Raw genomic sequence first — 20,871 nt, forward strand, 5'->3', positions numbered from 1 at the left:
GGCCGGAACATTCGCCGGAAATCAGCGTTCGCGAGCAAGCTCGCTCCTACCCGTCCTACGACGTGACACAGCCCAGCGAAACACCGCAAACCCTTGAAGACCTGTCACTCGGGCACACGCACAGCGCTCACCCGAACCTGTAGATGTCCATCCCGAGCGCGCCCATGGTGAAGCCTTGGTGGGCGACGCTGAATTCGCCGCCGGCGCCTCGGGCGAAGTACAGCGGCAACAGATGCTCGTCGGTCGGGTGGTTGCGCGCGGCGTTGGGAGCCTGTCTGCGATAGTCGTGCAGGGCTTCTTCATCGTTGGCGGCGAGTTTTTCGACCATCCAGTTGCGAAACTCCAGCGCCCACGTTTCCACACTTTCAGGACCTGCATGCCAGTCCAGTTCGCGCAGGTTATGGGTGATGCTGCCTGAGCCAACGATGAGCACGTGTTCTTCGCGCAGCTGTTTCAGTGCCTGACCCACGCGCGTTTGCATCGCGGGGCCCATTCGGGTGGGAAGCGAAACCTGAACGACCGGGACATCGGCCTGCGGGTACATCAATGACAACGGCACCCACACCCCGTGATCGAGCGGGCGGCGACTGTCCAGGCGGGCGGGCAACCCGGCGGCGGCCAGCAGATCCATGACACGCCGACTCATTTCAGGCAGGCCGGGCGCCGGGTATTGCACCGCGAACAAGGCGGGCGGGAAGCCGCCGAAGTCATGCCACGTCTCCGGCTGAGGGTTTGCGTTGACGAGCAGCTCGTTGCTTTCCCAGTGCGCCGAGACGATGACCACCGCTTTCGGCCGGGGCATGGCGTCTGCCAGACGCTGCAGTGCCGGGCCGCTTTCGCCGGGTTCCAGCGCGAGCATCGGTGAGCCGTGCGAAATGAACAGGCTGGGGAACATAACTGGCATCCTGAGCGTATAAGATGAGCCATCATCAGGCAGATCATCGATCTGAATCTAATATAAGTTTTCGTGCCATTTGATCGAATAATCAGGAGCATGTATGGAGCCGCAGTTTTGGCATGAGCGCTGGGCGATCAATCAGATCGGCTTCAATCAGGGTGAAGTGAATCCTTACCTCAAACAGTTATGGCCCGAGTTGAACCTCAAGCCCGGGGAGCGCGTGCTGGTGCCGCTTTGCGGCAAGAGCATCGACATGGCCTGGCTGGTCGATCAGCGCGCGCAGGTCGTGGGCGTCGAGCTCTCGGAGAAAGCCGTGCAGGACTATTTCGCCGAGCGTCAGCAGCAACCGGCCATCGAGCAGCGTGGCGGTTTCGCGGTGTACAGCCACGGCAACTGCGAGATCTGGTGCGGCGACTTCTTTGCCTTGAAAGCTTCGGACATCGGTAATTGCACAGCGCTGTATGACCGAGCGGCGCTGATCGCGCTGCCCGCCGACATGCGCTGGCGCTATGTCGAGCAGCTCAACCGGATCCTGCCCGCCGATTGCCGGGGGTTACTCGTTTCGCTCGATTACGAACAGGCGGAAATGGACGGGCCTCCCTTTTCGGTTTCTGAGGAAGAAGTCATGCAGCTGTTGTCGCCGGAATGGAGGGTGAAGCTGATCGCCGATCATGACGTCTTGCACAAAAGTCGCAAGTTTCTCGATGCCGGGGCCAGTCGCCTGATCGAGACGGTGTACCGGATGTATCGACGCTAGGGCGCCGGGTCGACGCAGCTCGTCAGGCGGGCGCAGGCGACTCGCGCTCAAAGGAACGCGCACGAGAAAGCGCGCGCAAAAGAAAAGGGCGACTCACGTCGCCCTTTCTCATGACTGCCGATTGATCAACCGCGACGGCGCAGTGCGTCGATGCGATCTTCCAGCGCCGGGTGGCTCATGAACAAGCCGGCCAGGCCGTGTTTCAGTCCGCCGTTGATGCCGAACGCGGTAAGGCTGTCGGGCATCTGCACAGGAACGCCCTGTTCGGAGCGCAGCCGCTGCAGCGCGCTGATCATCGCGCCGGTACCGGCCAGTCGCGCACCGGCGTCGTCGGCACGGTATTCCCGCTTGCGCGAGAACCACATGACGATGGCGCTGGCGAGGAAGCCCAGCACGATCTCCGCAAAGATCGTCGCGATGTAATACGCGATGCCCTGGCCTTCTTCGTTCTTGAAGATCACTTTGTCGACGAAGTTGCCGATGATCCGTGCGAAGAACATGACGAAGGTGTTGACCACGCCTTGTACCAGCGCCAGCGTGACCATGTCGCCGTTGGCCACGTGACCGATTTCGTGGGCCAGAACCGCTTTCACCTCATCGGGCGAGAAACGCTCCAGCAGGCCCTGGCTCACCGCGACCAGCGCGTCGTTCTTGTTCCAGCCGGTTGCGAAGGCGTTGGCCTCGTATGCCGGGAAAATACCCACTTCCGGCATTTTGATGCCAGCGTCGCGGGACAGTTGTTCTACGGTCTGCAGCAGCCATTGCTCATGACGGGTGCGGGGTTGGGTGATGATCTGGGTGCCCGTGCTCATCTTCGCCATCCATTTGGAGATGAACAGCGAGAACAGCGAGCCGGCGAAACCAAATACGGCGCAGAAGATCAGCAGCTGATTGAGGTTGAGATCAACCCCGTTGGCCGCCATGAACCCGTTGAAGCCAAAAAGGCTCAGGGTGATGCTGGCAATCAGCACGACCGCAAGGTTAGTGGCCAAAAACAGCAAGATGCGCATCATGGTTGAGAGTTTCTCCTCGTGAAGAATGTGTAACGTGTTGCGGGGTATATAAGGTGATGTCGGTGGGTATTCAACCGGGCGACTATTTCAAACTGTGTCGTTTGTCGTCACCAAGGCGATTATGGGCCGTTGGCGAGAGGGTTGGCGCAGAGCGATTGTTGCGCGATGGATTGTGACGACATGAATTGTAGGAGCGCGCTTGCCCGCGATTGCGCTCTGTCAGGCGATCATTACTTCACAGACAAACCGCTGTCGCGGGCAAGCGCGCTCCTACAGGAGCAGCATTACTGCTTGTACGACTTCAGGAAATTGCCGATCCGTCCGATCGCCTGCTCAAGGTCATCCACGCGTGGCAGTGTCACCACGCGAAAGTGGTCCGGCCATGGCCAGTTGAAGGCGGTGCCCTGAACGATCAGCAGCTTCTCCGACAGCAGCAGGTCCAGCGCGAACTTCTCGTCGTTGTGGATCGGGCAGATCTTCGGATCGATACGCGGGAAGGCATACAGCGCGCCCATTGGTTTGACGCAGCTGACACCTGGAATGTCGTTGAGCAGCTCCCAGGTGCGGTTGCGCTGTTCGAGCAGGCGGCCCGGCGGCAGGATCAAATCGTTGATACTCTGGTAGCCGCCCAGCGCAGTCTGGATCGCGTGCTGGCTCGGGACGTTGGCGCACAGGCGCATGTTGGCCAGGATATCGATGCCTTCGATGTAGCTCTGAGCGTTGTGTTTCGGGCCGGAAATGGCGATCCAGCCGGAACGGAAACCCGCTACCCGGTAGGATTTGGACAGGCCGTTGAAGGTCAGGCACAGCAGGTCCGGCGCCAGCGATGCGGTGCAGATGTGCACGGCATCGTCGTAGAGAATCTTGTCGTAGATTTCGTCGGAGAACACCACCAGATTGTGCTGACGGGCGATCTCCAGCATGCCCAGCAGGACTTCTTTGGAGTACACCGCACCGGTCGGGTTGTTCGGGTTGATGATCACCATGGCCTTGGTGTTCGGCGTGATCTTGGCCTTGATGTCATCCAGATCAGGCCACCAGTTGGCCTGCTCGTCGCACAGGTAATGCACCGGGTTTCCGCCGGACAGCGCCACCGCAGCGGTCCACAGCGGATAGTCCGGTGCGGGCACCAGCACTTCGTCGCCGTTGTTGAGCAGAGCCTGCATCGACATCACGATCAGCTCCGAGACGCCGTTGCCCAGGTAAATGTCTTCGATGCCGACGCCTTCGACCTGCTTCTGCTGGTAGTACTGCATCACCGCCTTGCGCGCGCTGAACAGGCCTTTGGAATCGCTGTAGCCTTGCGCGGTCGGCAGGTTGCGGATCACGTCCTGAAGAATTTCGTCCGGCGCCTCGAAACCAAACGGCGCCGGGTTGCCGATGTTCAGCTTGAGGATGCGATGACCTTCCTCTTCCAGGCGCTTGGCGTGCTTGAGCACTGGCCCGCGAATGTCGTAGCAGACGTTGGCGAGCTTGTTCGATTTGCTGAACTGCATGGTGATTGATCCCGAAAATATACGGCCCGCCGCGTGAGAAGAGGACGGACCGCTGAGCACTACGCCATCAAAATGGGTTTGTGTAGTCGAAACGTGGGTGACAGACTGGCGTCAAATGAAGGCGCAATCATACGTGCCACCCGATCAGTGGAAAAGACACAGATCGGGCTTTTTCAGTTGTGGAGGTGTACCTGTGGAAAAGCTGGAAAAAACCCTCGAAGAATGGAAACAGATGCTCGATCCGGAGCAATACAACGTCTGTCGCCTCAAAGCCACCGAGCGTCCTTTCACTGGCAAGTACAACAGCACCAAAACCGATGGCGTCTATCACTGCGTGTGCTGCAACGATCCACTGTTCGACTCGACCACCAAGTTCGATTCCGGCTGCGGCTGGCCCAGCTTCTACGCGCCGATCGAAGGCAGTGCAGTGGTGGAAGTGCGCGATGTCAGCCACGGCATGATTCGCACCGAAGTTGTCTGCGCCAAGTGCGATGCCCATCTGGGCCACGTGTTTCCGGACGGTCCGCCGCCGACCGGTCTGCGTTACTGCATCAACTCGGTGTGCCTGGACCTGGTCCCGCGCCAGGGCTGAGCCTGCGACACCTATTCTATGAGTCGATATCACCGATGATAATCAGATGGCGCGCCATTGATCGGCGCGCTAATTTGGCGGCTTAACTCTCTTCGAGGCATCGCCATGAGCGACAACCTGCTGAACATTCCGGTGCAGACGATCAAAGGCGAGCAGAAAACCCTCGCTGATTTCGCGGGCAAGGCGGTGCTGGTGGTCAACACCGCGAGCAAATGCGGCTTCACTCCGCAATACAAAGGCCTTGAGCAGCTGTGGCAGGGCTACAAGGATCAGGGGCTGATGGTGCTGGGCTTTCCGTGCAACCAGTTCGGCAAGCAGGAACCTGGCAACGAGGGCTCGATTTCGGAGTTCTGCGAGCTGAACTACGGCGTGACATTCCCGCTGTTCAAAAAGATCGAGGTCAACGGCGCCAATGCTCATCCGCTGTTCGTGCAGCTGAAAAAGCAAGCGCCCGGTCTGCTCGGTTCAGAAGCCATCAAGTGGAATTTCACCAAATTCCTGATCGGCAGGGATGGCAAGCTGGTCAAGCGTTACGCGCCGCTGACCAAACCCGAAGAGCTGAAATCCGATATCGAAGCATTGTTGAAATAGCAGCGTGCCCTCACGGGTCGCGCTTGCCCGCCAAGCCAGCCGTTAATGCGCTTGAACCACTGGAATCCACTGATCCAGCAAGTGGCTCAGTTCTTCCCGGTGAAACGGCTTGGCGAGGTAGTCGTTCATGCCGATGTTCTTGCAGTGCTCGCGTTCTTCCGGCATGGCGTTGGCGGTCAGGGCGATGATCGGCAGGTCAGGCCATTTCCCGCTCTGGCGGATCAGGCGAGTCGCTTCGTAGCCATCCATCACCGGCATGTTGCAGTCCATCAACACCAGATCGAATGAGCTGTGGTCCAGTTGCTGTAACGCTTCTGCGCCATTGCCGCTGACCACGACTTCGCAGCCCAGCTTGCCAAGCATGCCTTTGGCCACCAGTTGATTCACCGGGTTGTCTTCCACCAGCAGGATGCGCGCCCGGAAAGGCGAGGGCAGGCCGTCGCGGGGGCGTTCCGCGCGGATTTGCCCTTCCATGCGCAACGTGCGCGCCAGGCTCTGATGCAGCACGCTGCGTGACAGCGGACGGGCCTGTTGTTGCAAGGGCGCCAGTGCGGCGACCTGCTCGCCCGGCATGAAGTTGCCGTATGCGGTGACCAGCAGAATCGGACCGGTCGTTCCCGGGCGAATCCCGATCAGGCATTCCGGACAATCGGTGATGAGCAGGTCGGGTTGCTCGTCCGGCTGCGGATTGTCGGCCGAAAAGTGTCGGTAATCGATGCCCCACTCGGGCAGCAGTCGACTCAACATCTCCACCAGGCCACTGTGCGCCGGACTCACCACCACCACGCGTCCTTTCAGGGCAGGCCACTGCGGGGCGGGCGTGTGCGTCGGCAATGGCAGGTCGGCGCAGAACCGGCTGCCGACGCCCGCCGTCGATTCGATGCTCAAATGCCCGTTCATGGCATCGCACAGATTGTGCGTCAGGGTCAGGCCCAGACCGGTCCCGCCATACTGCCGCGTGATGGCAGCCTCGGCCTGGGTGAACGGCTGGAAGATTTTCGCCTGCGCGTCCTGAGCGATGCCGATGCCGGTGTCACAGACCTCGATCCGAACCTTGTCCTGGTGCTGACTGAGGCGCACGTCCACGCGACCGGCGCGGGTGAATTTCAGCGCGTTGGACAGCAGATTGCTGACGATCTGGCGAACCCGCGTCGGATCGCCCAACACCAGCGCAGGAAAGCGCGGATCGATCAGGCACGTCAGTTCGACCGCGGGCGCGGCGTTTTGCGACAGCAGGTTGGCGGTGTCCTCGATGAGGGTCGCGAGGTCGAACGGGATGCGCTCGAGCTCCAGTTGCCCGGCGTCGAATTTCGACAGATCGAGAATATCGTTGAGCAGCTCCACCAGGACCTTGCCCGAATCGTGGGCGATCAAGAGTTGCTGGCGTTGTTCGGCGCTCAGCGGCCCGTCCAGCGACAGCGCGAGCATGCCCAGCAGGCCGTTCAGCGGGGTACGGATTTCATGGCTCATGTGCGCCAGAAAGGCCGAACGCGCATGCGCCATGTCCAGGGCGGTACTGCGCGCGACCTGCAATTCCTCGTTGGACTGGCTCAGTCGCGCGTTGCTGGCCTTGAGCTCGACCGTGCGGGCAGAAACGATGTCTTCCAGTTCATTCAGGTGATCGGTGAGACGGTTTTCCGCGTCCAGCCGACGGCCGAATTCGCTGGCGACGTTTTCGAACTGCCGGTTCGCAACCTTGACCAGCACCCCGATTTCATCGTTCTCATGGCCGGGCGGGCAGGGCAGCGGGTTCTGCTTGGGGCTGCGCGGGTCGCGGCTGGCGAGCGCGCCGATGACCCCGGTCAGCGGCTTGGTCAGCGTGAGGTAAAACAGCCCCATCAGAATGCAGGCCAGCAGCAGGCTGCGGACGAAGCCATTGAGCAAGGTGATTTCCGCGCGCTGCAAAAAGTGGCTGCCGAAGGCGAAGGTGTCGACATCCAGAGACAGCGTGCCGATTGCCTCGTTGGGCATGTGGTCCAGGTGCAGGACATCGACGAATTCCCGGCTTCGGCCGAACAGGAAATCGCTGACCATGCGGTAGGGACTCTGCGCCACCGGCCGCGACACCGCCGCCAGCAGCACATTATTGTTGTCGCTCAGGCGTGCGCCGACCACAGCGGGCGAGTGCAGCAGACCCAGCGTCAATTCCTGGGCGAGTTCGGAGTCAATGTTGTAGGCGATGCGGGAGGCGGGGTTGTGACTGATTTGCAGCAAAGAGCGAATTTCACGATCGATGGACGCGTCTTCGCTGGCATAATCGATCGCAATCTGAAAGAGGCTGAGCAGGGTTCCCAGAATGAAGCCGATCAGCACAGTCAAACGGGCCTGTTTGAACGACAGTCGGTGGGTGATCGCTATATCCATGAGGGCGCCTGATCCGGTAGGGCACTTGCACTTCTTGTGTCCATCGCGGGCAAAGCATAGCTGATCGCAGACCGGCTTTAACCAGTTAAATCAAGGAGACATCGTGGATTCTCGGTTGAACGCTTTTCTGGAACGCGCCGAATCGGTTCTGGCGCGCCTCGAGCCTTTGTTGCCGGCGCTGCGCGAGCCGGTGGACTGGGAAAAGTCGCTGGCAGCGCGTTGGGTGCGGGAGGGACGTGCGGGGTATCTGATGCCGCTGGACGTGACGCTGGACATGCGCCTGAGTGACCTGATCGGCGTCGATCGGCAGCGCGAACAACTGGGTCGCAATACCCAGCAGTTCATCGACGGCCTGCCTGCCAACCATGCGTTGCTCTGGGGTTCGCGGGGCACCGGCAAATCGTCGCTGGTGCGCGCGTTGCTGGCCGAGCATGCCAAGGCCGGCCTGCGCCTGATCGAGATCGAGCGCGATCATCTGGGTGACCTGCCGCGGGTGGTCGAACAACTGCAAAAGCTGCCCCAACGTTTCGTGCTGTTCTGCGACGACCTGTCGTTCGAGTCCGGCGAGGGCGATTACCGCGTGCTTAAAAGTGTGCTCGACGGCTCGCTCGAACAGGCCCCGGACAACGTGCTGCTCTATGCCACGTCCAACCGGCGCCATCTGGTGCCGGAGAAAGAGAGTGACAACGCTCACTGGCAGCGCGGCGATGACGGCGAAATTCACCCCAGCGAAGCGGTGGAAGACAAGATCGCACTGTCGGACCGCTTCGGCCTGTGGCTGTCGTTCTACCCCTTCACTCAGGAGCATTTCCTCGACGTGGTGGAACATTGGGTCGGCGAGCTGGCGGACAAGGCCGGGCTGCCCTGGCAGCGAGACCAGGAACTCGAAATTCAGGCCGTGCGCTGGGCAACCGGCCGCGGCAATCGCAACGGCCGCTGTGCCTATCAGTTCGCCCGTTACTGGGTGGGTTTGAAAATGCTGGAGCAACATCCATGATCGATTTGAATGCAGCGGGCGAGGGCCTCGATGGCTACCGTCTGCTGGCTGCCCAACTGGAATCGCTGTTGGCCGACGAGCGCGACTTCATCGCCAATGCCGCGCAGTTTTCCGCGTTTCTTTATACCCAGCTGGACGATTTGAACTGGGCCGGCTTCTACCTCAATCGCAATGAGGAGTTGGTGTTGGGTCCGTTTCAGGGCCAGATTGCCTGCGTGCGGATTCCGTTCGGCAAGGGCGTCTGCGGCACCGCGGCGCAAAGCCGGGAAACCCAGCGGGTGCTGGACGTGCACGAGTTCCCGGGCCATATCGCCTGCGACAGTGCGTCGAACAGCGAGCTGGTCGTGCCGTTGGTCAAGGACGGGAAACTGATCGGCGTGCTGGACCTGGACAGTCCGAGCCTGGCGCGTTTCAGTGAAGAGGATCAGGCGGGCATCGAGCAGTTGGCGGCGATTTTCCTCAAGGCCACCGACTGCTGATTGGGTTGAACGGTGGGAGTGAGCGTGCTCGCCAATGTGCGAGTGGCTGAGGCAACGCCCTCGTGAGCACGCTCACACCCACAGGGGGAATCGCCTCGGATCAAGCCATCAGTCGTAGATGGCTTTTTTCTTCCATTCGGCATCGGCGTTATCGGCTTTCAGCCCTTCGGTCAGTTCATTGTTGTCGTCTTCGGTCGGCGCGATGGTGTCGAGCACCATGGCGTTGGCGCGTGCCAGTTGGCGCTCCATGGCCTGAAGATGGTTTTTCCACGGCGCAGGCTCTGCCTGATTCTTCAGGTACTGAACGCCACGCTCGAAGGCCAGACGCGCTTGACCGGGCTGCTCCTGATTCAGCGCCTGCTGACCCAGGTTATTGAAGAACTCGATGTGCAAGAGCACCAGCATGTTGCGGATCTCGCGAATCCAGTGCTTGGCTTCGGCGGTCTGCAGGAAACCGTCGTGGGCGGCGCGGGTCACCTGACCGTGCATCGCTTCGAGCAGAAAACGCACGTCTTTGGCCTTCGCTTCGGTCTGGATCGGGCTGGCGGGGTTGCTGACCTTGATGTTTTCCCCTTGCGCGACCAGGGCTTCGAGCTCGGTTTCGCGCTCTTGAATGCCAGGGTTGTTGCGTCTTTCCAGAGCGATCAGGCGCTTGATGACGTTCAGCTCCAGACGCACCAGCAACAGTTTGAGTGCTGGCGACATCAGCTGGCCGGGGAATGTCTCGGACAATTCGCTGCAGCGACGCAAGCGGTCATTGAGCTCGACCAGCGTGCGCGCACGCTCGACCTTCTTGGCTTCGGCCACGTGATTCAGATAGCCGATGGCGATGAGGATTACGATGCCTGCTACAACCATCAGGGTGATAATGAGTGGTGTCACCGTACTAGCCTCAATCAAGTTATGTGCGCCGAGTGTAGTGGCTATGCACTATCGCGGGAAGGTGTGGCTGTCGGCTGCTCTTATATAGCAATGCCCGCCGACAATCCTGTATCGGCCGTTCATTACCGAATTAGAGGGCGAAGTCATTGATTTGAATAAATTTTCACATGGGGGTTGACGACCCCTGCAACCATCCATAGAATGCGCGCCACTTGCAGCGTAAAGCACACAGCGAAGCGCGGCAGGGAGTGAATGTTGTAGCGTGTCCCCTTCGTCTAGTGGCCTAGGACACCGCCCTTTCACGGCGGTAACAGGGGTTCGAGTCCCCTAGGGGACGCCATTGCGGGAATAGCTCAGTTGGTAGAGCACGACCTTGCCAAGGTCGGGGTCGCGAGTTCGAGTCTCGTTTCCCGCTCCAATTTTAAGCAGCTTTGCTCTCGGGCGAAGTTGAGTGAAACCAGGAAGCATCTTCGGATGAATTTCTGGAACTGAAACACAACACCATGGTGTTTCAGGCAGTGTCCCCTTCGTCTAGTGGCCTAGGACACCGCCCTTTCACGGCGGTAACAGGGGTTCGAGTCCCCTAGGGGACGCCATATTGCGGGAATAGCTCAGTTGGTAGAGCACGACCTTGCCAAGGTCGGGGTCGCGAGTTCGAGTCTCGTTTCCCGCTCCAAATTCTCAAAAACGCCGCTCAACAGAGCGGCGTTTTTGTTTGCGTTCGATTTGCTCCCTCCTTCAAACCCGCTCATCAGCGCTGCTGAGACGATCACGTCGGCGCTGCAGATTTTGCATATTTAAATAGATCTATAATGAATTTATGTAATGTAAATTTCGGTGTTATGGTTCTAACGCTGAGACGGTCCCGATCACTCGAGGCCGTCCCGTCAGCAGAAAATCGGCAACCGCACAGGCGGACCGCGCTCATTCAATGATCCGGTTCCGATGGAGCCTTGTGGAGATGCCCGTGTCGATCAAGTCCCTTTTGTTGCGCACCGCCTTACCCGCGGTGTTGCTGGCTGCCTGCCTTGGCACCGCCCAGGCTGCAGACCTAGTGGTGGGCGATCAGAGTTATGGCGCGCGTACCGTGATGGAAGCGGCCGGCGTACTCGATGATTTGCCCTACACCCTGGAATGGAAACAATTCACCGCCGGATCACCGGTGGCCGAAGCTTTGAACACCGGCAGTCTCGACGTGGGCCTGTTGGGCGATGCGCCGGCATTGTTCCTCGGCGCGCTCGGTGCGCCGATCAAAGTGATCGGTGTTTCCCGGCAGAACCTTGAGGGTGTGGCGATCGTGGTCGGCAAGGATTCGCCGATCAAAACCATCAGCGACCTCAAGGGCAAGCGGGTGGCGATCTGGAAAGGCTCATGGAGCCAACAGTTGATGCTGACCGCGCTGGACAAGGCGGGTGTCCCGCGCAACGACGTGGACTACCGCTACCTGAGTGCACTGGATGCTTCCCATGCGCTGGACGGTGGTTCGGTCGATGCCATCGCGACGTGGGACCCCTACGTCATTCAGCAGGAGCGCCAAGGCGGGCGGGTGATCACCACGGCGACTGGCCTGATTCCAGCGCAGAGCTTCATTGTCGCCAACGATCGGGCGATCAAGGACAAGCGTGTGCAGATCAGCGATTTCCTGCAGCGTCTTCAAAAGGCCCGGGCCTGGTCCGTCGCCAGCAAGCAGAACACCGACGCCTATGCCAACGCCTGGGCGCAGCTTTCCAAAGCCGATGCCGAGGTTGCGCGACGCTGGTTCGAGCGTTCGGCCACCGTGGTGCTGCCGATTACCCCGCAGGTGATCGCGCAGGCGCAGCAGACCATCGATTTTTTCAACGGCGCCGGGCTGACGAAAGCCTATCCGGCTGGCACAGTGTTCGATGACTCGTTCACTCAAGTGCTGGACGGCGCTGGGCAGGCGTCGGCACAGGCGGCGCGATGATCCCGTCCATGCCGAAGTCGCAGACCATCAGGAGCACGCACCTATGAGTTTCACTTCGCTGCACTGGGGCGCTTATCGTCCGCGCGTGGACGCCGGGCGACTGGTGGGCATGGACCCGGTGGAGTGGGATGCCGACCCTTCACCCATCGGCGCGTCCATACCGGGCGCAATCGACTCGCCCACGCGGATCCGTCGGCCCGCCATCCGCCGCAGTTTTCTCGAGCGCTTTGCGGATCATCCAGCGCTGCGCCAGCCGCATCTGCGCGGTCAGGAAGCCTTCGTCGAAGTGTCCTGGGACACCGCGCTGGATCTGGTCGCAGCGGAATTGTCCCGGGTCAAAAGCGAGCATGGCAACCAGGCGATCTTCGGCGGCAGCTATGGCTGGGGCAGTGCTGGCCGTTTTCACCATGCACAGAGCCAGCTGCATCGATTCCTCAACGGATTTGGCGGCTACGTCTACAGCGTCGACAGCTACAGCCTGGGCGCCGGGCGGGTGCTGATGCCGCACATCGTCGGCAACATGGATTGGCTGCTGGCCGCGCATACGTCGTGGCAGAACATGGCGCGCCACTGCGAGCTGTTCGTGGCGTTTGGCGGGCTGCCCGTCAAAAACGCCCAGTGCAGCCCCGGCGGGGCGAGTGATCATCTGGTCAGTCAAGGGATTCAGGGCATGTCGGAGGCGGGCGTGCGCTTCGTCAATGTCAGCCCGCTGCGCAGCGATTTACAGGGCCCGGAACATAACGAGTGGCTGGCGGTACGACCTGGCAGCGATACCGCGTTGATGATGGCGCTGTGCTGGGTGCTGGTCGACGAAGGGCTGCACAATGAGGCATTTTTGCGTCGTTACACCGTTGGCCATGAGCGGTTCATCGACTACCTGTGCGGCAACGCCGATGGCGTGCCGAAAACGCCGGGGTGGGCGCAGGGCCTGACCGACATTCCCGCTTCGCGCATCGTCAGTCTGGCGCGTGAAATGGCGAGCAAGCGCACGATGATCAACGTCGCGTATTCGCTGCAGCGCTCGCAGTCTGGCGAACAGCCGTTCTGGATGACCGTCACGCTGGCGGCGATGCTCGGGCAGATCGGTATGCCGGGCGGCGGGTTCGGTCTGGGTTATGGCTGCATGAACAACACCGGCAGCGGTCGCAAGGCGTTTTCAGGGCCAAGGTTTTCTCAGGGCGTGAACCCGGTCAAGGACTTCATCCCGGTGGCGCGGGTCACCGACATGCTGCTCAATCCGGGCGCACCCTTCGATTACAACGGCCGACGCCTGCACTATCCGGACATCCGCCTGGTGTATTGGGCGGGCGGCAACATTTTCCATCACCATCAGGACCTCAATCGCCTGCTGAACGCCTGGCAACGTCCGCAAACGATCATCGTCCATGAGCAGTATTGGACGGCTCAGGCGAAATACGCCGATATCGTGCTGCCGGCCACTACCGCCCTTGAGCGCGATGACATCGGCAGCGCCGCCTCCGACCGTTTCATGATCGCGATGCGCAAGGCCATCGAGCCGATCGGCGAGGCGCGTGACGATTACTCGATCCTGGCGGCGCTGGCGCAACGTCTGCACTTCGAGCAGGTGTTCACCGAAGGTCGTGATGCCGCGCAGTGGCTGCGCTTCATCTATGAGGAGTCGCGTCAGCGCGCCGACAGTTTTGCAGTCACGTTGCCCGATTACGAACAGTTCTGGCGTGACGGCCTGTTCGAGGTGGATTACCCGGAAAGCGACACCGTACTGCTCAAATCCTTTCGTGATGATCCCGAGGGCAATCCGCTGCCGACGCCGTCCGGCAGGCTGGAAATCTTCAGCGAGACGATTGCGGGTTTCGGTTATCAGGACTGTCCCGGCCATCCGGTCTGGCTGGACAAGCCTGTCGGGTCAATGCCGCTGCACCTGTTGTCGAACCAGCCGAAAACCCGCCTGCACAGCCAGTACGATCATGGCGCTTACAGTCAGGCCTCGAAGGTGCAGGGGCGTGAGCCGTTGACCCTCAATCGGCAGGATGCGCAAGCGAGGGGGATCGACGAGGGCGACGTGGTGAGGGTGTTCAACCCGCGTGGGGCGTTTCTGGCAGGGGTCATCCTGTCTGATGACATTCGTCCCGGCGTCGCGCAGATTGCGACTGGCGCCTGGTTCGATCCGCTGAGCAAAAGCCACTCCCATAGCCTGGAAGTCCATGGCAACCCGAACGTCGTGACGGAGGATGTCGGCTCATCGAGCCTGTCTCAGGGCTGTTCGGCGCAGACAGCATTCGTGGAGGTCGAGAAGTGGCGCGGGCCGTTGCCCGCAATCACCGCGTTCGACCCGCCGCTGATACTGGACTGACTCGGCCCTCGACCGTGATCAGATGCGCAAGGCTCAGTCCTGAGCCTTGCGCGCAGCGAACGCGGCTTTCCCCACGCCTTGCAAAACCACATCGTTCTGGGGCGTGTGCACACGAGCGCACAGCACGTTGCGGTAATGCCGTTGCAAGGCATTGCTGCGCGACAGCCCAGGATTGCCGGTCGCTTCGATGGCCAGCTCGACCGCCCGGATGGCGTTGCTGGTCACCAGGTATTTGATCTGCGCGGCATGGCTTGCCGGGGTCAGGCCGTGGGTTGCCGAATCCAGCAGCGTGCGGTTGGCGAACAGCAAGGTGTCGATGTGGCCGAGAACCTCCTGAAAGCGCGGCAGTGTCGACAACGACGCGCCGAGGTTGGAGGGCTTGCGTTCTTCAAGGAACTGCACCAGCCAGTCCCGCGCCGATTGCGCGACACCGTCGTACACCGAAGCCATCAACACCGCCATCCAGAGCACGCCGTTGGCGTCCAGCTCCGGCTGCGGCGCCGTCCAAGGACTGGTGTTGACCGCGTGATCGAGCGGCACCAGCACGTCCTCGAAGATCACTTCATGGCTGCACGTGGCGCGCATGCCCAGATGATCCCAGTCTTCGACGATACGCACGCCGGGGCTGTCCTTGCGCACCAGCCAGACGCCGACGGCAGGGTCGGTATCGTCGCTGCGCGCCCAGACGTTGAACCAGGTCAGGCCATGGCTGCCGGTGGAGTAGATTTTCCGGCCGTTGATCCGCCAGCCCTCGGCGGTTCGATGCGCCACGGTGGCGGGCAGGCCGCCGCGCGAGGGTGAGCCCAGATCCGGCTCGACGCGCAGGGCATTGATCAGCGCGCCCTCGTTGACGGCGTCCAGCGCAACCCGCCGGCGCAGGTGCTCTGGCCAGTTTCTGACGTCGCGGATACGCGTGTGCTGGATGTACTGCATCACCAGAATCAGCGCTGTCGACGGTTCACCCCTAGCCACGGCGCTGATGACCCGCTGCGCCTGGCGCAAGTCGGCCGCGCCGCCACCGAGCGCGCTTTCGACGGTCAGGCCAAGCAGTCCGTGCTCATGCAGCAAACGGAAATTGTCGTGTGGGAACTCGCCTGTCTCGTCGTAATGCGCGGCGGTTTCTGCAAGCTGCCGGCTGATTCCCTGCAAACGCAGAAGGAATGCGTCATCGGACTCGACGCCTGCAGCTGTGGCCGGTTTCAATCCTGCGTTCATGCCGGAACCTGTGTGTGTCTGTCGGTGGTTTGCACAGGCGCAGTCGACGCTCGGGCGGCGGTATAGCGGTTGACCGGAAACGGCAGCCCGAAATGTTCGCGCAGGGTCGTGCCGGTGTAGTCGCTTCGCTGCAGTCCGCGTTTCTGCAGGACCGGGATGACCAGTTCGGTGAAGTATTTCAGGCCGTCGGGGAGCAACGAGTTGATGATGAAACCGTCGCTTGCGCCGTTCTCGAACCAGTGCTGAATCTGATCAGCCACCTGCTCAGGCGTACCGACGAATTCGCGCCGTGGTCGGGAAAAGTCGAGCGCCACCTGACGCAGCGTCAGATGATGTTCACGTGCCTGCTGCTTGATGCGATCGGAGCCGCCTTTCTGGCTGTTGGCCCCTAGATCACCCAACTCCGGGAACGGCGCGTCGAGCGGATACTGGCTGAAATCATGGTCGTTGAACGGCCGGCCGAGGGCGACAATGGCGTCCTCGATGCTCACCAGTTCAACGGCCTGTTGATAGCGATGCTCGACCTCTTCGGCGTTGCGCCCGACGATGGGGCGAATGCCGGGCAGAATCGACAGGGCGTCCGGGTTGCGGCCGAACGCTTCAGCGCGACGTTTGAGGTCGGCGTAATAAGCCTGGGCGTCTTCGAACGACTCGGCGTGCACGAAGATGGCATCGGAGTATTCGGCGGCAAAATTGCGCCCGTCCTCTGACGTGCCGGCCTGGAACAGAACCGGCTGGCCCTGCTTCGAGCGGGCGATGTTCAGCGGGCCTTTGACTTGGAAGAACTCGCCGCGATGATTCAGCGCATGCAATTTGTCGCGGTCGAAAAACTCGCCGGTCTGCTTGTTGCGGGTGAAGGCGTCATCTTCCCAGGAGTCCCATAGCCCTTTGACCGTCGATACATGTTCCTTGGCAATGCGGTAGCGCACCGCGTGAGGCGGATGTTCGGCCTTGCTGAAATTTTCGGCGGTGCCACTGAGCCACGAGGTGACGACGTTCCAGCCGGCACGTCCGCCGCTGATGTGATCCAGTGAAGAGAACTGCCGGGCGACCTGGTACGGTTCTGTGTAACTGACGGTGACCGTCGCCACCAGGCCGATCTTCGACGTGGTCGCCGCCAGCGCCGAAAGAATGGTCAGCGGCTCGAAGCGGTTGAGGTAGTGCGGGCTCGATTTCTCGTGGATATGCAGGCTGTCGGCGATGAAGACGAAATCGAACTTCGCGTCCTCCGCCAGCCTTGCCTGGCCTTTGTACCACTCGAAATGGGTGCTCGCGTCGGCCAGCGCATCCGGGTGGCGCCATTCGCCCCAGCCATGCCCCACGCCATGCACCATGGCGCCGAATTTGAGTTGACGGGAATTGCTCATCAGATGCGCTCCTTCGGTCGCTTAGCGCGCCGCTTGCGGATTGTTCTGCGTGGCGGCCTGTTCGGCGGCCAAGCGAATGGCGTTGAATTCGGGATCGAAGCCGTTGGACACGTAGACGTGCTTGTTGAGGATGCCCTCGCGCTCATAAATGTCGGCGGTGTTCTGCAAGCCCTTGATCACGCTGTCGTCGATGCTCACCCGTTCCATGTGGGTGTCCTGATTGACCGCCACGTGGACTTCCAGCGGCAGGCCGGTGACCTTGGCCTGTGCGGTGGCGTATTCCTTGGGATGGTCGTTGACCCAGCGATAGGCGCGATCCAGGCGGACGACGAAGTCATCCAGCTGCACGCGCTTTTCGGCGATGGCTTTGCTGGTGGCAGCGACGTAGGAATGGTTGGTCAGCAGGTCCGGGCCGTTGGGCAAAATACGCGCGCCATTCTGGGTGGCGACTGTGGTGTAGGGCGCCCAGGTCGCCCAGGCATCGGCGTCGCCGTTGTCGAGGATCAGCCGGGACTCACTCGGCAGTAGATAGACAAAACTGACATCGCTGGTTTTCAGTCCGGCTTCATTAAGCGCGCGAATGGCCAGGTAGTGCCCGATGGACCCGCGCCCGGTGACGATGCGTTTGCCTTTGAGATCGGCGACCGACTTGATCGGCGAATCGTTACGCACGATCAGCGCGGTGGTGTAGCGGCCGTTGACGTGGGTGATGCTGATGACCTTCAGCGAAGCGCCGGCGCCCAGTGCGAATACGTACGGCGCATCGCCCAGCGCGCCAACGTCCACCGCGCCTGCGTTGAGGGCTTCACCCAGCGGCGAGGCAGAGGGAAATTCAGAAAACTTGATCTCATACGGTACGTCTTTCAGTTCGCCGGACACTTCCAGCAAGACCTTGAGCGCCGACTTCTGATTGGCCACCAGCAGCGGTTGCAGGGCGTCGGCTGCGAAGGCGGCCTGGCTCAACGACAGGGCCAGCGCTGCGCCGAGCAACAGATGTCTGGCGCGCAGCAGGGATCGGGGGAGGGCGGACATTGGTAAGTGTCTCCAGGCTTGGATATGAAATTCGCAGCCTCCGCCTGGAGAAGGGGTCGGCTAGAGTTATGACCTTAAGCCTATAAGAAACTTATGAGAAGTATCTTTTGGTTATATGCTAATTATGTATTTGCGTGATTTTGTTTGATTGCAATATAAAAATATTGCATTTAATCAAGGGCTGGATATTCACGTCGCAGGGCTTTGCGCTGCGCGTATCGCGTTGTGCATAGAGTTGTAAATAAGCAACGCGCCTCTCCGCGATGCGAGCGAGCCAACTGTCTTTAACAGCCCCTCGATCAACGGCGTGACGCCCGACGCCTTCCCGGCTAAAGCCGGTCCTGCGAAAAGCACGCAGCGCCTGTAGGACCGGCTTCAGCTGGGAAGAGGCCAGTGCATGCTGTGGAGATGTAGCGTCTGGAAGTCAGCGTTCATGAGCAAGCTTGCCCCACAGGTTTTGTGGCCTGTCTCGATACCCGTCAGCCCCGCGTACCCTGTAGGAGCGCGCTTGCCCGCGAATTGGCCGGTGTGTCCGGCGGAGATGCTTCGGCTGGAAACCAGTCTTCGCGGGCAAGCGCGCTCCTGCGGGAGTTGAGCGTGCCCGGAGAGTTCGGGAATACCCGGAGAACTCTGTGGGAGTGAACCTCACATCGCGACAGGCGCTCATGCAACCTTTTGCTCAGGGCGTCAAATCACGTGGAAACCGTGTGTGCCGTCTCGACCCAGCTGCTCGACCAGACCGAACTCCCAGTCCAGATACGCCTGCATGGCTTCGCGGGGTGCCTCAGTGCCTTCATAGGGCCGACGATAGCGGTCGATGCGCGGGGAGGCCAGATGGGCTTCACCTTGTTCGAGCTCGAACCCGGCAGCAATCCAGCTGGCGGTACCGTCCTTGAGCAAAAAGACCGGCTTGCCCGTCAGCGCCTCGACTTCAGGCACTGCCAGACGCGCCAGCTTGCTGCTCCCGCACGTCAGGACGTAGCGCTCGGCCGCAGGAATTTTACGCAGGGCATTGGACAGGTCGGCGCGCAAGGTCCACCAGGCGCCGGGGATGTGCTGCTTCACGTAGTTGGCGCTGGCGGTGAAGTCGAGCACCGCCACACCGGCATGCTGCTGCCATTGGCGCAGGGTGTCGGCGGTAATTTCTTCCACTTGCCAAGGTGTGGGAACGGGCGCATTCCAGGCGCCTTTTTCGCCGAAGTCGCCTGCTCGCAGGTCATCGATCACGAACACTTCCCAGCCCAGTTGGGCCAGCCATGAGGCCGACATGTTCGCCCGCACGCCGTCGTCATCCACCAGCACGATACGTGCGCCGCGCACGCTGGCGTAGTGATCGGTCTCCTGCACCAGCTGCCCGCCCGGTGTCGAGCGCGCGCTCGGCACGTGACCGGCTTCATATTCTTCCGGCGTGCGCACATCGAACAGGTACGTGGTGCGCGCGGCGTCTGCCTGCCAGGCTTTCAGTTCGGCGCGGCTGGCGCGCTTGACGCCGGCACGGTCGGCGACATGACGCGCATCGGAACGCGCGGTTTGTCGGGTTGCCTCTTTGACCTCGGGGAAGCGGCGCGACTGGCCATGATCCAGTGTCTGGCCTGCCAGCAGCCAGCCGATGGTGCCATTGCGCAGCGCCGAGATCGGGTTGGGCAGGCCCGCGTTGACCAGCGACTGGGTGCCGATGATGCTGCGGGTGCGACCCGCGCAGTTGACGATGATCCGGGTCTTGGGATCCGGCGCCAGCTCGCGCGCGCGCAGCACCAGTTCGGCGCCGGGCACGCTGACCCCGGTGGGAATGCTCATGGTCTGGTATTCATCGAACCGGCGCGCGTCCAGCACCACCACATCGGCCTTGGCATCGAGCAGCTGTTTGACTTCTTCGGCCGCCAGCGACGGCGTGTGCCGGTGATGCTCGACCAGTTCGCCGAATGCCTTGCTCGGCACGTTGACGTCGATGAACAGCTCGCCGCCGGCGTCGCCCCAGCCCTGCAAGCCGCCCTCGAGCAGCTTCACGTTGCTGTAACCCAGCGATGTCAGCCGCTCCAGCGCCACCTCGGCCAGGCCTTCGCCATTGTCATAAACCGTGACGGCCGTGTCGCGACGAGGGATGCGGGAAAACACCTCCAGTTCCAGTTTGGAGAGCGGAATGTTGGCGGCAAACAGCGGGTGAGATTCGGCGAAAGGCGCCTCCTCGCGCACATCCACCAGCGCGACTTCCTCCCGCGCCAGCAGGGCTTTACGGATGTCGCTGAACGATCTTGTGCTTTGCGTCATTGGGCTTGGTTCTCTTTGGACAGATCCCATATGTTCGGGAGATAAGCGTTGGAATAGCCGGAAATAAACAGTTTTTCGCTGCCGTCGGGTTGGTAGACGGCACGCTTCACGGCGCCGATGTTGGCGCCATAGACGTGGATGCTGACGGACACCTGGTCGTCGAACGCGTTGCTCACCTGATGGATGTCATTGCTGCGAGGCGAGAGGGCTTCGACGTGGCCGGGTTCAAGGCGGATCGGCGCCCCTTCCTGTTCGAGCCGGCCATCGGCGCTGCGCGCAAAGCCTTGAGAATACTCAGCGCCGCGCAACATGCCGATCAGCCCCCAGACGCGATGGTCGTGAATCGGCGTGCTTTGACCCGGTCCCCAGACGAAACTGACAATGGAAAAGCGCTGGCGCGAGTCGGCGTGCAGCAAAAATTGTTGATAGCGCGCAGGGTCGGGCACGGCGAACTCGTCCGGCAGCCAGTCGTCGTGGCTGACCAGTTGCCCGAGCAGTTTGCCGCCGCGATGCAGCAGATCACCCTCACGGGGATTGCCATCGATCAATTCAGCCAGAGCGCCAATGAAGGCCCTGAGTCGTTCAGGGTGTCGAGGGTGAGTCATGTCGGCTCCGGGCAGTTGAGGATGATCAATATAAGCAT

General features: G+C 61.2%; 17 protein-coding genes and 4 tRNA genes. 11 read left to right on the top strand and 10 right to left on the bottom strand.

Annotated features, from left to right (window positions below):
- Positions 1-127: 127 nt before the first annotated feature.
- A complete protein-coding gene (locus AAGQ88_RS07410) occupies positions 128-895 on the bottom strand; it encodes a class III extradiol ring-cleavage dioxygenase (protein WP_342654874.1) in 768 nt (255 codons plus the stop codon).
- 103 nt (positions 896-998) lie between these two features.
- Here AAGQ88_RS07410 and AAGQ88_RS07415 point away from each other — a divergent pair, with 103 nt between their 5' ends.
- Entirely contained in the window at positions 999-1,655 is a 657-nt protein-coding gene (locus tag AAGQ88_RS07415; protein ID WP_285425016.1) for a thiopurine S-methyltransferase, read from the top strand.
- 125 nt (positions 1,656-1,780) lie between these two features.
- On the opposite strand, the gene htpX is transcribed toward AAGQ88_RS07415, so the two are convergent.
- Both htpX and AAGQ88_RS07425 read right to left on the bottom strand, forming a co-directional pair.
- The gene (gene htpX, locus AAGQ88_RS07420; RefSeq protein ID WP_093460471.1) at positions 1,781-2,668 is read right to left on the bottom strand and encodes a protease HtpX; all 888 of its coding nucleotides are present in this window, start codon (positions 2,666-2,668) and stop codon (positions 1,781-1,783) included.
- Positions 2,669-2,952: 284 nt separating this feature from the next.
- A complete protein-coding gene (locus tag AAGQ88_RS07425; RefSeq protein ID WP_093460468.1) occupies positions 2,953-4,164 on the bottom strand; it encodes a pyridoxal phosphate-dependent aminotransferase in 1,212 nt (403 codons plus the stop codon).
- A gap of 193 nt (positions 4,165-4,357) precedes the next feature.
- Between AAGQ88_RS07425 and msrB the strand changes: the two genes are divergently transcribed.
- Entirely contained in the window at positions 4,358-4,756 is a 399-nt protein-coding gene (gene msrB / locus AAGQ88_RS07430; protein WP_285425015.1) for a peptide-methionine (R)-S-oxide reductase MsrB, read from the top strand.
- Between the two features lie 105 nt (positions 4,757-4,861).
- Positions 4,862-5,347: a glutathione peroxidase gene (locus tag AAGQ88_RS07435; protein ID WP_285425014.1), complete on the top strand. Its 486-nt coding sequence runs from the start codon at positions 4,862-4,864 to the stop codon at positions 5,345-5,347.
- A 42-nt stretch (positions 5,348-5,389) separates the two neighbouring features.
- Here the strand turns inward: AAGQ88_RS07435 and AAGQ88_RS07440 are convergent, their stop codons facing one another.
- Positions 5,390-7,711 carry an ATP-binding protein gene (locus AAGQ88_RS07440; RefSeq protein ID WP_342654875.1) on the bottom strand — a complete coding sequence of 774 codons (2,322 nt, stop codon included), beginning with the start codon at positions 7,709-7,711 and terminating at the stop codon, positions 5,390-5,392.
- 103 nt (positions 7,712-7,814) lie between these two features.
- On the opposite strand from AAGQ88_RS07440, the gene AAGQ88_RS07445 reads away from it, so the two are divergent.
- Both AAGQ88_RS07445 and AAGQ88_RS07450 read left to right on the top strand, forming a co-directional pair.
- Positions 7,815-8,708, top strand: coding sequence for an ATP-binding protein (locus tag AAGQ88_RS07445; RefSeq protein ID WP_285425012.1), 894 nt, complete (start codon positions 7,815-7,817; stop codon positions 8,706-8,708).
- A complete protein-coding gene (locus AAGQ88_RS07450; protein WP_342654876.1) occupies positions 8,705-9,187 on the top strand; it encodes a GAF domain-containing protein in 483 nt (160 codons plus the stop codon). The genes AAGQ88_RS07445 and AAGQ88_RS07450 overlap by 4 nt, the downstream gene beginning before the upstream one ends.
- A 108-nt stretch (positions 9,188-9,295) precedes the next feature.
- Here AAGQ88_RS07450 and AAGQ88_RS07455 read toward each other — a convergent pair whose 3' ends face one another.
- Positions 9,296-10,069 (bottom strand): hypothetical protein, encoded by a 774-nt coding sequence (locus tag AAGQ88_RS07455; protein WP_093460451.1) that lies wholly within the window; start codon positions 10,067-10,069, stop codon positions 9,296-9,298.
- A 264-nt stretch (positions 10,070-10,333) separates the two neighbouring features.
- Here AAGQ88_RS07455 and AAGQ88_RS07460 point away from each other — a divergent pair.
- The 6 genes from AAGQ88_RS07460 to AAGQ88_RS07485 all read left to right on the top strand — a co-directional run bounded on the left by AAGQ88_RS07460 (position 10,334) and on the right by AAGQ88_RS07485 (position 14,346).
- Positions 10,334-10,409, top strand: a tRNA-Glu gene (locus AAGQ88_RS07460).
- A 2-nt stretch (positions 10,410-10,411) separates the two neighbouring features.
- Positions 10,412-10,487, top strand: a tRNA-Gly gene (locus tag AAGQ88_RS07465).
- A 102-nt stretch (positions 10,488-10,589) separates the two neighbouring features.
- Positions 10,590-10,665: transfer RNA gene (locus AAGQ88_RS07470), tRNA-Glu, on the top strand.
- 4 nt (positions 10,666-10,669) lie between these two features.
- Positions 10,670-10,745, top strand: a tRNA-Gly gene (locus tag AAGQ88_RS07475).
- A 285-nt stretch (positions 10,746-11,030) separates the two neighbouring features.
- Positions 11,031-12,014, top strand: coding sequence for an ABC transporter substrate-binding protein (locus AAGQ88_RS07480; RefSeq protein WP_342654877.1), 984 nt, complete (start codon positions 11,031-11,033; stop codon positions 12,012-12,014).
- Between the two features lie 43 nt (positions 12,015-12,057).
- A complete protein-coding gene (locus tag AAGQ88_RS07485; RefSeq protein ID WP_342654878.1) occupies positions 12,058-14,346 on the top strand; it encodes a molybdopterin guanine dinucleotide-containing S/N-oxide reductase in 2,289 nt (762 codons plus the stop codon).
- Positions 14,347-14,379: 33 nt separating this feature from the next.
- Here the strand turns inward: AAGQ88_RS07485 and AAGQ88_RS07490 are convergent, their stop codons facing one another.
- The 5 genes from AAGQ88_RS07490 to AAGQ88_RS07510 all read right to left on the bottom strand — a co-directional run bounded on the left by AAGQ88_RS07490 (position 14,380) and on the right by AAGQ88_RS07510 (position 20,833).
- Entirely contained in the window at positions 14,380-15,561 is a 1,182-nt protein-coding gene (locus AAGQ88_RS07490; protein ID WP_342654879.1) for an acyl-CoA dehydrogenase family protein, read from the bottom strand.
- Positions 15,558-16,928 carry an LLM class flavin-dependent oxidoreductase gene (locus tag AAGQ88_RS07495; protein WP_285424521.1) on the bottom strand — a complete coding sequence of 457 codons (1,371 nt, stop codon included), beginning with the start codon at positions 16,926-16,928 and terminating at the stop codon, positions 15,558-15,560. Before AAGQ88_RS07495 ends, AAGQ88_RS07490 begins: the two co-directional genes overlap by 4 nt.
- A 21-nt stretch (positions 16,929-16,949) precedes the next feature.
- Positions 16,950-17,960 carry an ABC transporter substrate-binding protein gene (locus AAGQ88_RS07500; protein WP_342654880.1) on the bottom strand — a complete coding sequence of 337 codons (1,011 nt, stop codon included), beginning with the start codon at positions 17,958-17,960 and terminating at the stop codon, positions 16,950-16,952.
- 687 nt (positions 17,961-18,647) lie between these two features.
- Positions 18,648-20,228, bottom strand: coding sequence for a rhodanese-related sulfurtransferase (locus tag AAGQ88_RS07505; RefSeq protein WP_342654881.1), 1,581 nt, complete (start codon positions 20,226-20,228; stop codon positions 18,648-18,650).
- Positions 20,225-20,833 carry a cysteine dioxygenase gene (locus AAGQ88_RS07510; RefSeq protein WP_342654882.1) on the bottom strand — a complete coding sequence of 203 codons (609 nt, stop codon included), beginning with the start codon at positions 20,831-20,833 and terminating at the stop codon, positions 20,225-20,227. Before AAGQ88_RS07510 ends, AAGQ88_RS07505 begins: the two co-directional genes overlap by 4 nt.
- Positions 20,834-20,871: the final 38 nt, after the last annotated feature.

The sequence above is a fragment of the Pseudomonas sp. F3-2 genome (genome assembly GCF_038804275.1).
Lineage (GTDB): Bacteria > Pseudomonadota > Gammaproteobacteria > Pseudomonadales > Pseudomonadaceae > Aquipseudomonas.

Excerpts from the sequence above, each read along its gene's own strand:
- AAGQ88_RS07410 (WP_342654874.1), bottom strand. The coding sequence starts at position 895 with ATGTTCCCCAGCCTGTTCATTTCGCACGGCTCACCGATGCTCGCGCTG.
- AAGQ88_RS07415 (WP_285425016.1), top strand. The coding sequence starts at position 999 with ATGGAGCCGCAGTTTTGGCATGAGCGCTGGGCGATCAATCAGATCGGC.
- htpX (WP_093460471.1), bottom strand. The coding sequence starts at position 2,668 with ATGATGCGCATCTTGCTGTTTTTGGCCACTAACCTTGCGGTCGTGCTG.
- AAGQ88_RS07425 (WP_093460468.1), bottom strand. The coding sequence starts at position 4,164 with ATGCAGTTCAGCAAATCGAACAAGCTCGCCAACGTCTGCTACGACATT.
- AAGQ88_RS07435 (WP_285425014.1), top strand. The coding sequence starts at position 4,862 with ATGAGCGACAACCTGCTGAACATTCCGGTGCAGACGATCAAAGGCGAG.
- AAGQ88_RS07440 (WP_342654875.1), bottom strand. The coding sequence starts at position 7,711 with ATGGATATAGCGATCACCCACCGACTGTCGTTCAAACAGGCCCGTTTG.
- AAGQ88_RS07450 (WP_342654876.1), top strand. The coding sequence starts at position 8,705 with ATGATCGATTTGAATGCAGCGGGCGAGGGCCTCGATGGCTACCGTCTG.
- AAGQ88_RS07480 (WP_342654877.1), top strand. The coding sequence starts at position 11,031 with ATGCCCGTGTCGATCAAGTCCCTTTTGTTGCGCACCGCCTTACCCGCG.
- AAGQ88_RS07485 (WP_342654878.1), top strand. The coding sequence starts at position 12,058 with ATGAGTTTCACTTCGCTGCACTGGGGCGCTTATCGTCCGCGCGTGGAC.
- AAGQ88_RS07490 (WP_342654879.1), bottom strand. The coding sequence starts at position 15,561 with ATGAACGCAGGATTGAAACCGGCCACAGCTGCAGGCGTCGAGTCCGAT.
- AAGQ88_RS07495 (WP_285424521.1), bottom strand. The coding sequence starts at position 16,928 with ATGAGCAATTCCCGTCAACTCAAATTCGGCGCCATGGTGCATGGCGTG.
- AAGQ88_RS07500 (WP_342654880.1), bottom strand. The coding sequence starts at position 17,960 with ATGTCCGCCCTCCCCCGATCCCTGCTGCGCGCCAGACATCTGTTGCTC.
- AAGQ88_RS07505 (WP_342654881.1), bottom strand. The coding sequence starts at position 20,228 with ATGACGCAAAGCACAAGATCGTTCAGCGACATCCGTAAAGCCCTGCTG.
- AAGQ88_RS07510 (WP_342654882.1), bottom strand. The coding sequence starts at position 20,833 with ATGACTCACCCTCGACACCCTGAACGACTCAGGGCCTTCATTGGCGCT.